General features: G+C 68.5%; 10 protein-coding genes. 5 read left to right on the forward strand and 5 right to left on the reverse strand.

All coding sequences use genetic code 11. The features are described from left to right. Positions 1-25 precede the first annotated feature (25 nt). Both glgB and BN3385_RS14760 read right to left on the reverse strand, forming a co-directional pair. Complete coding sequence (gene glgB / locus BN3385_RS14755; protein WP_059017583.1) at positions 26-2,221, reverse strand: 1,4-alpha-glucan branching protein GlgB; 2,196 nt, start codon at positions 2,219-2,221, stop codon at positions 26-28. 24 nt (positions 2,222-2,245) lie between these two features. Continuing rightward, positions 2,246-4,333 carry an alpha-1,4-glucan--maltose-1-phosphate maltosyltransferase gene (locus BN3385_RS14760; RefSeq protein ID WP_059017585.1) on the reverse strand — a complete coding sequence of 696 codons (2,088 nt, stop codon included), beginning with the start codon at positions 4,331-4,333 and terminating at the stop codon, positions 2,246-2,248. Between the two features lie 162 nt (positions 4,334-4,495). On the opposite strand from BN3385_RS14760, the gene glgP reads away from it, so the two are divergent. Together glgP and BN3385_RS14770 are read left to right on the forward strand one after the other, a co-directional pair. Continuing rightward, complete coding sequence (glgP, locus tag BN3385_RS14765; RefSeq protein ID WP_059017587.1) at positions 4,496-7,078, forward strand: alpha-glucan family phosphorylase; 2,583 nt, start codon at positions 4,496-4,498, stop codon at positions 7,076-7,078. 120 nt (positions 7,079-7,198) lie between these two features. Next, entirely contained in the window at positions 7,199-7,933 is a 735-nt protein-coding gene (locus BN3385_RS14770) for an MspA family porin (protein ID WP_059017589.1), read from the forward strand. A gap of 5 nt (positions 7,934-7,938) precedes the next feature. Here BN3385_RS14770 and BN3385_RS14775 read toward each other — a convergent pair whose 3' ends face one another. The 3 genes from BN3385_RS14775 to BN3385_RS14785 form a co-directional block, all read right to left on the reverse strand. Further along, complete coding sequence (locus BN3385_RS14775; protein ID WP_059017590.1) at positions 7,939-9,381, reverse strand: neutral zinc metallopeptidase; 1,443 nt, start codon at positions 9,379-9,381, stop codon at positions 7,939-7,941. Positions 9,382-9,467: 86 nt separating this feature from the next. After that, positions 9,468-11,456: an ATP-dependent DNA helicase gene (locus BN3385_RS14780; protein WP_059017593.1), complete on the reverse strand. Its 1,989-nt coding sequence runs from the start codon at positions 11,454-11,456 to the stop codon at positions 9,468-9,470. After that, entirely contained in the window at positions 11,453-12,787 is a 1,335-nt protein-coding gene (locus tag BN3385_RS14785; protein ID WP_502688102.1) for a nicotinate phosphoribosyltransferase, read from the reverse strand. Before BN3385_RS14785 ends, BN3385_RS14780 begins: the two co-directional genes overlap by 4 nt. 26 nt (positions 12,788-12,813) lie before the next feature. Here BN3385_RS14785 and clpS point away from each other — a divergent pair, with 26 nt between their 5' ends. The 3 genes from clpS to BN3385_RS14800 are packed head-to-tail and all read left to right on the forward strand — an operon-like array spanning position 12,814 to position 14,755. Continuing rightward, complete coding sequence (gene clpS / locus BN3385_RS14790; protein WP_059017597.1) at positions 12,814-13,119, forward strand: ATP-dependent Clp protease adapter ClpS; 306 nt, start codon at positions 12,814-12,816, stop codon at positions 13,117-13,119. Positions 13,120-13,130: 11 nt separating this feature from the next. Continuing rightward, the gene (aosR, locus tag BN3385_RS14795) at positions 13,131-13,718 is read left to right on the forward strand and encodes an oxidative stress transcriptional regulator AosR (protein ID WP_059017599.1); all 588 of its coding nucleotides are present in this window, start codon (positions 13,131-13,133) and stop codon (positions 13,716-13,718) included. Then, positions 13,715-14,755 (forward strand): P1 family peptidase, encoded by a 1,041-nt coding sequence (locus BN3385_RS14800; protein ID WP_059017601.1) that lies wholly within the window; start codon positions 13,715-13,717, stop codon positions 14,753-14,755. Before aosR ends, BN3385_RS14800 begins: the two co-directional genes overlap by 4 nt. Positions 14,756-14,759: the final 4 nt, after the last annotated feature.

Below are 14,759 nucleotides of genomic sequence, written 5' to 3' on the forward strand. Positions count from 1 at the left end.
TTTGTCGGGTTGGGCGAAAAGGGGGCTAGGCGGGTTCGAGCCAGATCGCCGAGGTGGGCGGCAGCACCAGCGTCGCCGACGCAGGCCGGCCGTGCCACGGATCGTCGGTGGCCTCGACCGCACCGAAGTTGCCTGCGCCCGCGCCGTTGTAGATCGTGGCATCGCTGTTGAGCACCTCACGCCAGGTGCCGGCATGCGGCAGGCCCAGCCGGTACTGGCCGTGTTCGGATCCCGAGAAGTTGAACACGCACGCCACCACTGACCCGTCACTGCCGTAGCGCAGGAAGCTCAGCACATTGTTGGCCGAGTCGTTGGCGTCGATCCAGGAATAGCCTTCCGGCTTGGTGTCCTGACTCCACAACGCGGGACGGGTGCGATAGATCTGGTTGATATCGGCGACGAACTTCAAGATGCCGTCGGAGAAGCTGTTCTCGTCGAGCTGAAACCAGTCGAGCCCGCGTTCCTCGGACCATTCGGCGCGCTGGCCGAACTCCTGCCCCATGAACAGCAACTGCTTACCCGGGTGTGCCCACTGGTAGGCGAGCAGGCTGCGCAACCCGGCCGCCTTGACGTGGTCATTGCCGGGCATCCGGCCCCACAGCGTGCCCTTGCCGTGCACCACCTCGTCGTGGCTGATCGGCAGCACGTAGTTCTCGCTGAACGCATAGAGCATCGAGAACGTCATTTCGTGGTGGTGAAAGCTGCGGTAGATCGGGTCGCGGCTGATGTAGTCCAGGGTGTCGTGCATCCACCCCATGTTCCACTTCATCGAAAAGCCAAGTCCGCCAAGATTTGTCGGCCGGGTGACCCCCGGCCACGAGGTCGACTCCTCGGCGATCGTCACGATGCCAGGTGCGACCTTGTGCACGGTGGCGTTCATCTCCTGCAGGAATTGGACTGCCTCGAGGTTCTCCCGCCCACCGTAGATATTGGGCGTCCACCCGTCGGCCGGGCGCGAGTAGTCCAGGTAGAGCATCGAGGCCACGGCGTCCACCCGCAGCCCGTCAACGTGGTACTCCTGCAGCCAGTACAGCGCGTTGGCTACCAGGAAGTTGCGCACCTCGGGCCTGCCAAAGTCGAAGACGTAAGTGCCCCAGTCGAGTTGCTCACCGCGGCGCGGGTCGGAGTGCTCGTAGAGTGCCGTGCCGTCGAAGCGGCCCAGCGCCCAGCCGTCCTTGGGGAAGTGGGCCGGCACCCAGTCCACGATCACCCCGATGCCGGCCTGGTGCAGTGCGTCGATCAGGTACCGCAGATCGTCGGGGGAGCCGAACCGCGAGGTCGGGGCGTAGTACGACGTCACCTGGTAGCCCCAGGAGCCGCCGAACGGATGCTCGGCCACCGGCAGGAACTCCACATGCGTGAAGCCCTGGGCCACCACGTAATCGGTCAGCTCTCGGGCCAGCTGGCGGTAGCTGAGCCCGGGGCGCCACGAGCCGAGGTGCACCTCGTAGGTGCTCATCGGTTCGAACACCGGATTGTGGTTGGCCCGCCGCGTCATCCACTCGCCATCGGCCCACGTGTAGTGCGACACGTTGACCCGTGACGCGGTCTGCGGGGGGACTTCGGTGGCGAAGGCGAACGGGTCGGCGCGGTCGACGACCGATCCGTCGATACCGTGCACCCGGAACTTGTAGAGCCCGTCGGTGGGGAAGTCCGGCCAGAACAGCTCCCAGACTCCCGAGGAACCCAGCACCCGCATCGGTGCGTCGTTGCCGTCCCAGTGGTTGAACTCGCCGATCAGGCTGACGCCCTTGGCATTCGGGGCCCATACCGCGAACGACACGCCCTCGACCACACCGTCTGGCGTGGTGAACGATCGCGGGTGGGCTCCCAGGATCTCCCACAGCCGTTCGTGGCGGCCCTCGGCGAACAGGTGCAGATCCATCTCGCCCAGGGTGGGCAGGAACCGGTAGCCATCGGCCACGGTCATGGTGTGCCCACCCGGGTAGGTGACCTCGAGCCGGTAGTCGGCGAGGTTGGTGAACGGCAGGGCCGCCGCGAACAGCCCGGCGTCGATGTGGCTGAACTCGTAGCGTTGGTCGCCGACGATCGCGACCACCTTTTCGGCGTGCGGGCGTAGCGCACGCAGCACGGTGTGGTCGTCGTACTCGTGGGCGCCCAGGATGCTGTGCGGGTCATGGTGCACCCCGGCCACCAGGCGGGCCAGCTCACCGGGATCCGGTGCCAGATATGGACTGGCGAGCTTGTCTGATCTCGTCATGTGCCTAGGCTCCTCTCGTCCCCGTCATTCCCGGCGCAGCAGACTCGCCCGCTGGTCGGCAGGGATCAGCGGCATGTTCAGGATGTGCGCGACGGCCCGCGCGGGCTCGATGCGCACGTAGTTGCCCTGGCCCCATTGGTATTCCTCCCCGGTGATCTCGTCACGCACCCAGAAACGGTCGTAGGGCTGCATACCCAATGCGGCCATATCCAGCCACACCGTTCCCTCTTCGGGGCCGAATGCGTTCAATGTCACCACCACCAGGACGGTGTCGCCGGTGACCGGGTCGAACTTGCTGTACGCCAGCAGTGCCTCGTTATCCATGTGGTGGAAGGTGATGGTGCGCATCTGGCATAGCGCCGGGTGCACCCGGCGGATCTCGTTGAGTCGCTTGAGGAAAGGCTCCAGTGACTGCCCCCGGGCCAGGGCGCCGTCGAAGTCGCGCGGACGCAATTCGTACTTCTCTGAGTCCAGGTACTCCTCGCTGCCGTCCCGGACCGGCAGATGCTCGAAGAGTTCGAAACCGGAGTACACCCCCCACGACGTGCCCAGGGTCGCGGCCAGCACCGCTCGGATTGCGAACATGCCCGGGCCGCCCACCTGCAGGCTCTCGTGCAGGATGTCGGGGGTGTTGACGAACAGGTTAGGCCGCGCATAGTCGGCGTGCTCGGCGATCTGGCGGCCGAACTCCTCGATCTCCCACTTGGCGGTCCGCCAGGTGAAGTACGAATAGGACTGGGTGAAGCCGAGTTTGGCCAGCCCGTACATCCGCGCCGGACGGGTGAATGCCTCCGATAGGAACAGCACGTCGGGGTGGGTGGACTTGACCTGACTGATCAGCCACGCCCAGAAGTTCGGCGGCTTGGTGTGCGGGTTGTCGACCCGGAAGATGTTGACGCCGTGGTCGATCCAGTGCCGGACCACCCGCAGCACCTCGTCGTAGAGACCGCCCGGGTCGTTGTCGAAGTTCAGCGGATAGATGTCCTGATACTTCTTCGGCGGGTTCTCGGCGTAGGCGATCGTCCCGTCGGGCAACTCGGTGAACCACTGCCGGTGGTTCTTGGCCCACGGGTGATCGGGTGCACACTGCAGCGCCAGATCCAGCGCCACCTCCATGCCGTTGTCGCGCACCGCGGCCACGAACCGGTCGAAGTCCTCGAGGGTGCCCAGGTCTGGGTGGATGGCGTCGTGGCCGCCCTCCTCGCTGCCGATCGCCCACGGCGAGCCGACATCGCCGGGCTCGGCGGTCACGGTGTTGTTGCGGCCCTTGCGGTGCACCTTGCCGATCGGGTGGATCGGCGGCAGGTAGACCACGTTGAAACCCATCTTCGCGATGCGGGGCAGCGCCTCGATCGAGGAGGCGAACGTGCCGTGCACGGGGTGGCCCTCCCCGTCCCACCCGCCGGTGGAGCGGGGGAAGAACTCGTACCAGGCGCTGCACCGAGCCAGCGGACGGTCCACCCAGACGCCGTAGGTGGCGCCGCGGGTGACCAGTTCGCGCAGCGGGAAGGTGGCCAGCAGGTCAGTGACCTCATGCGACAGCGCGAGCGCGGCGCGGGTGACGGGATCGCCGGGTTCGCGCAGTGCGGCGCTGGCGTGCAGCAGCGGGGTGCGACGGTCCCGCGGCACACCGGTCGCAGCCCGCTCCAGCAGCCGCGCCCCCACCAGCAGGTCATTGTTCAGTTCGGATTCACCCTGGCCGGCGTCCAGTTTCGCGGTGACCGCGTGGCGCCAGGTGGTGATCGGGTCACCCCAGCCGTCGATCCGGAACGTCCATAAGCCCACCCGGTCCGGGACGAACTGGCCGTGGAAGAGGTCCGGCGTGCGGCCCAGTGCCATCGGATACAGCTGGGGTTTGACCCGGTTGGCCGCTGCGGGACTGGCGGCTGCCTCGGCCGCCTCCAGCGCCTTGACCCGCCGGGCCGGGTTCTGTCCTAGTTGCGGATACGCCGGACCGAGGTAGCGGACCACCAGCGTCGCTGCCACCGCGTCGTGCCCTTCGCGCCAGACCGACGCGCAGACCGGGACCACCTCGCCGACGACAGCCTTGGCCGGGTAGGTACCGCAGGACACAACGGGCGCGACGTCATCGATCTCGATACGACCGGGCACCCAACCACTCCCATTTCTGACTTGTACGACGTGGCCCGCGCCGCGCCGGATCCGTGCCTTCTCGGGTAACCGCATCACGCTCTGTTCACACCGTAGTGGGCCGAGTCGATGCGAGTGGAAGAAGCGCACGCACACCTGTCGGCCTCAGTAAGGTTGGGTCACGTGAAGGCGCTACGGAGGTTCACGGTTCGGGCCCACCTGCCCGAACGACTCTCGGCCCTGGGCCGGTTGTCCACCAACCTGCGCTGGTCGTGGGATAAACCCACGCAGGATCTGTTCGCGTCGATCGACCCCCAGCTATGGGCCCAGACCGGCCAGGATCCCGTCGCCCTGCTGGGTGCGGTGACTCCCAAGCGGCTCGACGAACTCGCCGAGGATGCCGCCTTCCTGGGCGGCCTGGACCACCTCGCCGACGATCTCGACGACTACCTGGCCCGCCCGATGTGGTACCAGGAGCAGGACCCGGCGAGCATGCCGACCGGGATCGCCTACTTCTCGATGGAGTTCGGCGTGGCCGAGGTGCTGCCGAACTACTCCGGCGGCCTGGGCATCCTGGCCGGCGACCACCTGAAGTCGGCTTCGGACCTCGGCCTGCCGCTGATCGCGGTCGGCCTCTACTACCGCTCCGGCTACTTCCGGCAGTCGCTGACCGCCGATGGCTGGCAACGCGAGAACTATCCGTCGCTGGACCCGCAGGGCCTGCCGCTGCGGCTGCTCACCGATGCCACCGACACCCCGGTGCTGGTGGAACTGGCGCTACCGGACTCCAAGCAGTTGCGCGCCCGGGTCTGGGTGGCCCAGGTCGGCCGGATCCCGCTGCTGCTGCTGGACTCCGACATCCCGGAGAACGAGCACGACCTGCGCAACGTCACCGATCGCCTGTACGGCGGTGACCAGGAACACCGGATCAAGCAGGAACTGCTGGCCGGTATCGGCGGGGTGCGGGCCGTGCGCGCGTTCACCGCCGCGGCGGGCTTGCCCGCCCCCGATGTCTTCCACATGAACGAGGGCCACGCCGGATTCCTCGGCGTGGAGCGCATCCGCGAACTGATGGCCGCCGAGCGGCTGGACTTCGAGACCGCGCTGACCGTGGTGCGCTCCAGCACGGTGTTCACCACCCATACGCCGGTGCCGGCCGGAATCGACCGGTTCCCGGTGGAGATGGTGCAGCGGTACTTCGGCGATGACGGCCCGAACGGTCTGCTGCCCGGTGTGCCGGTGGCGCGGGTGCTGGCCTTCGGCGCCGAGGACGATCCGACGAAGTTCAACATGGCGCATATGGGGCTGCGGCTGGCTCAGCGGGCCAATGGGGTGTCGTTGCTGCACGGCCGGGTCAGCCGCGAGATGTTCGACGAACTGTGGCCGGGTTTCGATCCGGCCGACGTACCCATCGGGTCGATCACCAACGGCGTGCACGGGCCGACGTGGGCGGCGCCGCAGTGGCTGCAACTGGGTCGTGAACTCGCCGGCTCCACCGAGGCGCTGCGGGAACCGCAGGTGTGGGCCCGGCTTCAGGAGGTCGAGCCCGGCCACATCTGGTGGATCCGCTCGCAGCTGCGGGCCTACCTCGTCGAGGACGTCCGTCGCAGGCTGCGCCGCTCGTGGCTGGAGCGCGGCGCCTCCGATGCCGAACTCGGCTGGATCGCAACGGCTTTCGACCCCGACGTGCTTACCATCGGATTCGCCCGCCGGGTGCCCACCTATAAGCGGCTGACGCTGATGTTGCGCGATCCGCAGCGTCTGGAGGCGCTGCTGCTCGATCCCGAGAAGCCGCTGCAACTGATCGTCGCGGGCAAATCGCATCCCGCCGACGACGCCGGCAAAGCACTGATCCAGCAGGTGGTCAAGTTCGCCGATCGGCCCGAGGTCCGGCATCGCATCGCGTTTCTGCCCGACTACGACATGTCGATGGCCCGCTCGCTGTACTGGGGATGCGATGTCTGGCTGAACAATCCGCTGCGGCCGCTGGAAGCGTGCGGCACCTCGGGTATGAAGAGTGCGCTCAACGGCGGGCTCAATCTGTCCATCCGTGACGGCTGGTGGGACGAATGGTACGACGGCGAAAACGGTTGGGAGATACCGACTGCCGACGGTCTGGCCGACGAGGGACGCCGCGACGACCTGGAGGCCGCCGCGCTCTACGACCTGCTGGAGCATTCGGTCGGCCCGAAGTTCTACGACCGCGACGAGCGCGGTGTTCCCACCCGCTGGGTGGAGATGGTCCGGCACACCCTGCAGTCGCTGGGCCCCAAGGTGCTGGCCTCGCGGATGGTGCGCGATTACACCGAGAAGTACTACGCCCCGGCCGCCCGGTCGTTGCGCCGCACGCTGGCCCCGGTCGACGGGCTGCCGTTCGGGGCGGCGCGCGAGCTGAGTGCCTACCGGTTGCGCGCTCGTGAGGCGTGGCCCCAGGTGGCCGTCACCGACGTCGACAGCACCGGCCTGCCCGATACTCCGCTGCTGGGCTCACAGCTCACCCTGACCGCGGCCGTGCAGTTGGCCGGACTCACCCCGGACGAGGTCGTCGTCCAGGCCGTGCTGGGCCGTGTCGACGCCACCGACGTGCTGCAGGACCCGACGTGTGTGGAGATGACCCACACCGGACCGGGCGACGGCGGCACCGAATTGTTCTCGACGACGACACCGCTGCCGGTGGCCGGATCGGTCGGCTACACCGTGCGGGTGCTGCCACATCACCCGCTGCTGGCCGCCGACAACGAACTCGGCCTGGTGAGGATGGCGTAACGCTGACGGTTCCGGATCCGGTTAGCAGGTCAGGGGAGCCGCATGTAGGTTCCCAAAGGGAGTGCCGACCGGTACCGCATCGGGGCGGGCTGTCGGATTCCCGGGAAGGCGTTCGGGGCAGTGTTTGTGCGAGGCGTGGCCACAGTGGCACTGGTGGGTGGCTTGTTGTCGGCCGCGATGGCTCCTGCGTCGGCTGATCCGGACTCCACCGCGCCCGACGCGGCGCAGCCCGTGTCGGCCGAGGTGCCCGATCCCGCGGCCGCACCGCCGGTCGACGACGGCCGGGTCGAGTCCACCCCGCCCGCGACCACGAAGTCGCCCGACGGGTGGACGCTGACCATCTCGGCCAAAGACGAGATCCAGATGCCGGTCGCCCCGCTGACCACGGCGATCTCGTCACGCGAGTACGTCGTCGGCGGCGTCTACAACGGCGCACTGGCCGGCGACGGCTCCACCCCCAAGGGTGTCTTGGAGGTCGGCTACCAGATCGGCTGCGGTATCGACATGAGCACCTCCAACGGTGTCTCGCTGACCGGCACGGCCGGTATCAACCCGTCGATCGGCTACTTCGGCCTGGACTTCTCCAACACCATCGCCGACGGTCTGACCCCGGGTATCGGCGCCAACATCGGCGGCGGCATCACCGTGGGCCTCAAGCCCGGCATCATCAACATCGTCCCGGTGACCAAGAAGGAGTACAAAGGCTCCGCACCGTGGGTGTCGATCAGCAACTTCCACGTCAAGATCGACGGCTGCGTGGGGGAGTCGTTTATCCGGTCCTACGCGACGCTGACGAAGTCCACCGACGAGGGTGACGCCATCCTGTCCTGGTACGGGGTCACCAAGAAAATCTGATCCCGCTACGGAAAGCGCTTGATGCAGCGCTCCTGATCGCCGAGTACGCCAATGCGGAACGCGTCGATGCGGGAGAACCCGGCGGGCACCGTCTCGCCGTTGACGTCGCTGGCCGCCAGGCCGTTGGTCAGCAGCCCGGACACCGCCTCGTCGATATCGCCGGCCGTCAGTGCCACGGTGTTGCCGTCCGGCGTGGTGACCTCTTTCGAGAGCTTGGTGGTGGCCACCCCGGTCAGGCACGCGGTGCGCAATCCGGCCTCGGCGTTGTCCAGCACCAGCCCGCCCTGCTGGTGCTGCAGCGCCAGCATGTAGCGCGATACCAGCGCCGAGTAGGCGGTGTTGTCACCTTGGACCAGCGAGGTCTCATCACCCTCGTTCGAGGTTCCCATCTTCTCCAGACCGGCCAGGTCGACGGCGATGGTGTTGGTAGACGGGCAGAACGACACCGGCGGGCTGGGCCGGGCATCCGGGCACGACGCGGTCTTGCTGGTGTCGAACGTCAGCTGCGGCGGGTTCTTCGGTTCGAAGAGGATGTTCATCGCATCGACGATGGCCTTCGTCGACTCCTCGCTCACCGGCCATTCCCCGCTCTGATCGGACTGCAGCTCTACGGGCAGGTCACCGCGGCGCTGCCCGATCTCCTGGGCGTCGATGGTCGCGCACGACGATGCCCCGTCGGTGAAGCCGAACTGGAAGGCCGAGATCCGCTCGAAGGCCGAACCGTGCTCGTCGCCGGTGTCGTAGTAGTCGTCCTGGCTCAGCAGCGGGTCGCGGAACGAGATCATCGCGGCCAGCAGATTGTTCAGACCGTCACCGGTGGACAGGGTGAACCGCGGCGAGTTGCCCTCGGCGACCCAGCGCATGTACACCCCGGCCAGGCAGTCGGCCTGCTGCTCGGCCACCAGCGTGGGCGTGCCCTTCTTGTTGAGCTTGGCCAGCTTCTGGATGGCGTGGCCGTATTCGTGCGCCAGCACCATCGTGATGGCCATGTCGCCATTGGCCTGACGCAGCGAGGGCATGAGCACGCCACGGTCCCAGCCGATGGTGTTGTCGTCCTCGCAGAAGGCGGCGTTGATCAGTCCCGCCGTCGACTCGTCGCAGAACGTGCCGTCGTAGTCGTCGGAGTTCCACGAGATGACGGCCTTCACGGGCTTGAACTCAAACTTGAACGTCTCGCCGTACGCGCTCTCCCAGAACGTTTCCAGATCCGACACCGACTGGACCGCGATCTCGTCGACCTCGCCGCCGTCGCCGTCGGTGACCTTGCGGGTGGGCGGCTCGGCGTTGGGGCGCAGCCCGCTGCTGCCGTCGACGGCCTGCAGGCCGGCCACCTTGAACGGGTCGTCGAAGATCGACACGGCTTTGCCCTGCACGGTCGACCCGCAACCGGCCAGGACCACCGCGGTGCCCGCAACGGCGAGCAGGCGCCCCAGGTGTCGTGCGCGCATGAGTAGTGCCTCTCCACAGCGTCGGCGGGCTCGGTCGAAGTTCGCTATCACAATAGTGCCGTGGCTCGGTCCCGGCCGCTGTTCGCTCACCGCGGACTGTCGGCGCGTAGCCGTTGAAGTGCTTGTTTGGCTCGCTGCGCGTCGGTGGTGGTCCAGAACGGCGGGAGCGACGCCCGTAGGTAGCCACCGTAACGGGCGGTGGCCATCCGCGAGTCGAGCACAGCGACCACACCGCGGTCGTCCGCGCGGCGGAGCAACCGACCCGCGCCCTGGGCCAGCAGCAGCGCGGCGTGTGCGGCGGCCACGGTCATGAACCCGTTGCCGCCGCGTGCGGCCACCGCGCGCTGCCGGGCGGTCAGCAACGGATCGTCAGGGCGGGGGAAGGGGATGCGGTCGATCAGGACCAGCGACAGCGACGGCCCGGGGACGTCGACGCCCTGCCACAGCGAGAGCGTGCCGAACAACGACGTCTCCGGGTCTGCAGTGAACTTCGTCACCAGTGCTGCGGTGCTGTCCTCGCCCTGACACAACACCGGGGTGTCCAGCCGGGCGCGCATCGCCTCGGCAGCGGCCTTGGCCGCACGCATCGACGAGAACAACCCCAGGGTCCGGCCGCCGGCCGCCTCGATCAGCCCGGCGATCTCGTCGAGTTGGGCGTCGGTGCCGGTGCCTTCACGGCCGGGTGGCGGCAGATGGGCGGCGATGTAGAGGATGCCCGACTTGGCGTGCTCGAAGGGCGATCCGACGTCCAGGCCCTGCCAGGCCGGGCCGTCGGCCAGACCCCAGGAGCGGGCCATCGCCTCGAAGGAGCCGCCGATGGTCAGCGTGGCCGAAGTGAGCACGGCGGTGGCGGTGTCGAACAGTCGGCTGCGCAGCAATCCCGACACCGCCAAGGGGGCCACCCGCAGCACCGGCCGGAGGGCGCCCGACGGTCGGGTCTCCTCATGGTCGAGCCACACCACATCGGTCCGGTCCGGGATGGCCGGGACGAACGAGTCCAGCACCCGCGCGGCGGTGTCGCCGATCTCGGTCAGCGCCGCGATCGCCTCGCTGCGGGCGGCCGCCGCCTTGGGGTCCTTGGGCGAGGGGTCGATATCGGTGCGGGCCGCGTTGGCGGCATCCCGCAGTGCGGTCAGATAGGTGGCCATCTCGTCGTCGAGGAAGTCCATCCGCCCCGGCGTGCCGTCGTGGATGGCCGAGGAGAACGTTGCGACCGCCGCCTCCATCCGCTGGCTCAGTTCCGGCCGCACCAACCGGGAGATACGGCGAGCCGCGACACCCAATGGCGCCGGCGTCAGCTCACCGGTGGCCACCGACGTCACCCGGTCGACCAGCTCGTGGGCCTCATCGACCACCACGTAGTCGTGCTCCGGCAGCACCGAGGCCTCGGCGATCGCGTTGATCGCGAGCAGCGCGTGGTTGGTCACCACGATGTCGGCGGTGCCGGCAACACCGCGGGCCTTCTCCGCGAAGCAGTCGGCCCCGTATGGGCAGCGCGCCATCCCGAGGCACTCCCGGGCCGACACACTGACCTGCGACCAGGACCGGTCGGCCACGCCGGGGCTGAGTTCGTCGCGGTCGCCGGTCTCGGTCTCCGAGGCCCACGCCGTCAGCCGCGCCACGTCACGGCCCAGCGCGGAGGCGGCCATCGGCTCGAACAGCTCCACCTGCGACTCGTCCGGCTCGCGATCGTCTGCTCCGTGAATCTTGTTCAGGCACAGATAGTTTCGCCGCCCCTTGAGTAGGGCGAAGCGCGGCTTTCTGGGCATCGCCCCGGCCAGCGCATCGACCAGGCGGGGCAGGTCACGGTCGACGAGTTGGCGTTGCAGGGCGATGGTGGCGGTGGACACCACCACCGGTGTCTCCTCGGAGATGGCGCGTGCGATCGCCGGGATCAGGTAGGCCAGCGACTTGCCGGTGCCGGTCCCGGCTTGCACCGCCAGGTGTTCGCCGGACTCCAGCGCGTGGGCCACCGCCTCGGCCATCTGCACCTGGCCGGGGCGCTGGCTTCCGCCGAGTGCGTCGACCGCGGTGGCCAGCAGGTCGGCGACCGGGGGGAGATCCTGCGCGCTCACCGACGACGCACCGGCACCTGACGGGTCGGGATTGCCGGCTCGCCCTGGGACAGGGCCAGTCCCTCCCACGGCAGGCTGCGCAGACCGGCCGCCACCAGTTCGCGGGCCGCGGTCAGATCGGACTGCACCACCGGCTCGCCGTCACGCACCAGTGCCACGGTCAGCCGACGTGACGGCTCGGTGGTCTGCGGCGCCTCGTCGGCGGAGTGGACCACCTCTTCGATGACCGTTCCGGTCGGCTTGGCCAGCCGGGTCGCCGCCTTACGGCCGCCATGGGATTCCTTGTGGCTGCTGCGTTTCTGCACCGGGATGCCGTCGACCTCGACCAGCTTGTAGACCATGCTCGCCGTCGGTGCGCCCGAGCCGGTGACCACCGAGGTCCCGACGCCATAGCTGTCGACGGGGTCGGCGCGCAGCGCGGCGATGGCGTACTCGTCTAGATCACCGGACACCACGATCCGGGTGCCGGTAGCGCCCAGCGCATCGAGTTGCGCGCGGACCTGCCGGGCCAGCACCCCGAGGTCACCGGAGTCGATGCGCACCGAGCCCAGGCCCGGGCCGGCGACGGCGATCGCGTTGGCCACCCCGGTGGTGACGTCGTAGGTGTCCACCAGCAGCGTGGTGTCCAGCCCGAGTGCGTCGACCTGGGCGCGGAACGCGGACTGTTCGTCGGGACCCGACTCGGTGGTGTGCAGCATGGTGAAGGCGTGCGCGCTGGTGCCCAGCGCAGGTACGCCATAGCGTCGGCAAGCCTCCAGGTTGGAGGTGCCCGCAAAGCCCGCGATATAGGCCGCCCGCGCGGCGGCCACCGCGGCCTGCTCGTGGGTGCGCCGCGAGCCCATTTCGATCAGCGGCCGACCCTCCGCTGCGCTGACCATGCGCGCCGCCGCCGAGGCGATCGCGGTGTCGTGGTTGAAGATCGACAGCGCCAGCGTCTCGAGCACCACGCACTCGGCGAAGGTGCCACTGACCGACAGGATCGGAGAGCCCGGGAAGTACAGCTCTCCCTCGGTGTAGCCGTCGATGTTGCCGCGGAACCGGAAGTCGTGCAGGAAATCCAGGGTGGCCGGGTCCAGGAACGGCGACAGCGACTCCAGCGCCACCTTGTCGAAGACGAACTCGCCCAAGGCTTCCAGGAACCGGCCGGTACCGGCCACCACGCCGTAGCGGCGGCCGTCGGGCAGCCGGCGGGCAAACACCTCGAAGGTGGTGCGGCGCCCGGCGGTGCCGTCCCGCAGGGCCGCTGACAGCATCGTCAGCTCGTACTTGTCCGTCAGCAGCGCGGCGGTCACAGGGCAACGGTATCGGCTGCCACGGCATTGGGTTGTTATTGCGGCGGCTCGCTATCCTTGACGCCATGGGCGCGTCAGCAGCACCGACCCGGCCGGGCACCAGCGGGCAGCAGCACACTGATCCCGTTGACGTCGCGGACCGCCCCTGGGTGACCATCGTCTGGGACGATCCGGTGAACCTGATGAACTACGTGACCTATATCTTCCAGAAGCTCTTCGGCTACAGCGAACCGCAGGCCACCAAACTGATGCTGCAAGTCCACAACGAAGGTAAGGCCGTGGTGTCGTCGGGCACCCGGGAGTCTATGGAGGTCGACGTCACCAAGCTGCACGCGGCCGGGCTGTGGGCCACCATGCAGCAGGACCGCTGAGCCCGGTTCGGATGCGCAAATGGAAGCGGGTGGAGACCGCTGACGGCCCCCGTTTCCGCTCGGCCCTGGCCCCGCACGAAGCGACCCTGCTGAAGAACATGGTGGGCTCGGTGCACGGCATGCTCACCGAACGCGAAGACACCGCGCCCTCGGATCCGCTGGCCCAGCTGACCGGGATCCGGACCGGGAACTCCCAGCCGCCCGAGGACTCCACGATGCGCCGGCTTCTGCCGGACTTCTTCAAGCCCCAGCGCGAGCACCCGGCTGGCTCGGCCGCCGCCGAAAGCCTCAACGGCGCGTTGCGAAGCCTGCACGAGCCGGACATCATCGACGCGAAAAAGGCTGCCGCCCAACGACTTCTGGACACCCTGCCGGACGACGGCGCACGCTTCGAGCTCACCGTCGAGGACGCGAACGCCTGGATCACCGCCGTCAACGACGTCCGGCTGGCGCTGGGCACCCTTCTCGAGATCGGCCCGCAGGGCCTCGACCGGCTGCCGCCCGAGCATCCGCTGGCCGGCCATCTCGACGTCTACCAGTGGCTGACCGTCCTGCAGGAGTATCTGGTGCTCGGACTTATGGGTAAGCCGATCCGATGAGCGCGGGTTCGATCACCGACGTCGCAGGCATTCTCGTCGGCCAGCATCACCGGCTGGATCCGGATGCGACGCTGGGCTCGGGCTGGGCCTGTGGCACCACCGTCGTCGTCGCCCCGCCGGGCACCGTCGGGGCCGTCGATGTCCGCGGCGGTGCACCCGGAACCCGGGAGACCGATCTGCTAGACCCAGCCAACAGCGTGCGCCATGTCGACGCCGTCGTGCTCACCGGCGGCAGCGCCTACGGCCTGGCCGCCGCCGACGGCGTGATGACGTGGCTGGAGGAGCAGGGCCGCGGCGTGAAGATGGACGGCGGTGTGGTGCCGATAGTTCCGACCGCGGTGATTTTCGATCTTCCGGTCGGCGGCTGGGCGTGCCGGCCGACCGCCGAATTCGGCTATCAGGCCGCCCACGCGGCGGGCACCGAGGTCGCCGTCGGCACCGTCGGAGCCGGTGTCGGCGCGCGGGCCGGGGTGCTCAAGGGCGGGCTGGGCACCGCGTCGGTCCGGCTCGACAACGGGGTTACCGTCGGTGCGATCGTCGCCGTCAACTGCGCCGGCAATGTCGTCGACCCCACCACCGGGCTGCCCTGGATGGCGCGCCTGATCGAGGAGTTCGGGCTGGTCGCGCCGCCCGCCGAGCAGATTGCCGCGTTCGCCGCCCTCGATCGCGAATCCAGCCCGCTCAACACCACCATCGCAGTGGTGGCCACCGACGCGGCGCTGACCCCGATGGCCTGCAACCGGTTCGCGGTCGCCGCCCACGACGGCCTGGCGCACTCCATCCACCCCGCGCACACCCCGCTGGACGGTGACACCGTGTTCGCGTTGGCCACCGGTGCGATCGAGGTGGAACCCGACCCCGACATCCCGGTGGCGATGTCCCCGGAGACCAAGCTGGTCGCGGCGTTGGGTGCCGCCGGGGCACACTGTTTGGCGCGCGCGGTGCTGGTCGGCGTACTGGCCGCTGAGACGGCGGCAGGAATACCGACCTACCGTGACATGTTGCCCGGTGCGTTCGGTGCGCCGAACGCTCGCTGACCGA

It is taken from the genome of Mycobacterium sp. M26 (assembly GCF_001494595.1).
Classification (GTDB): domain Bacteria; phylum Actinomycetota; class Actinomycetes; order Mycobacteriales; family Mycobacteriaceae; genus Mycobacterium.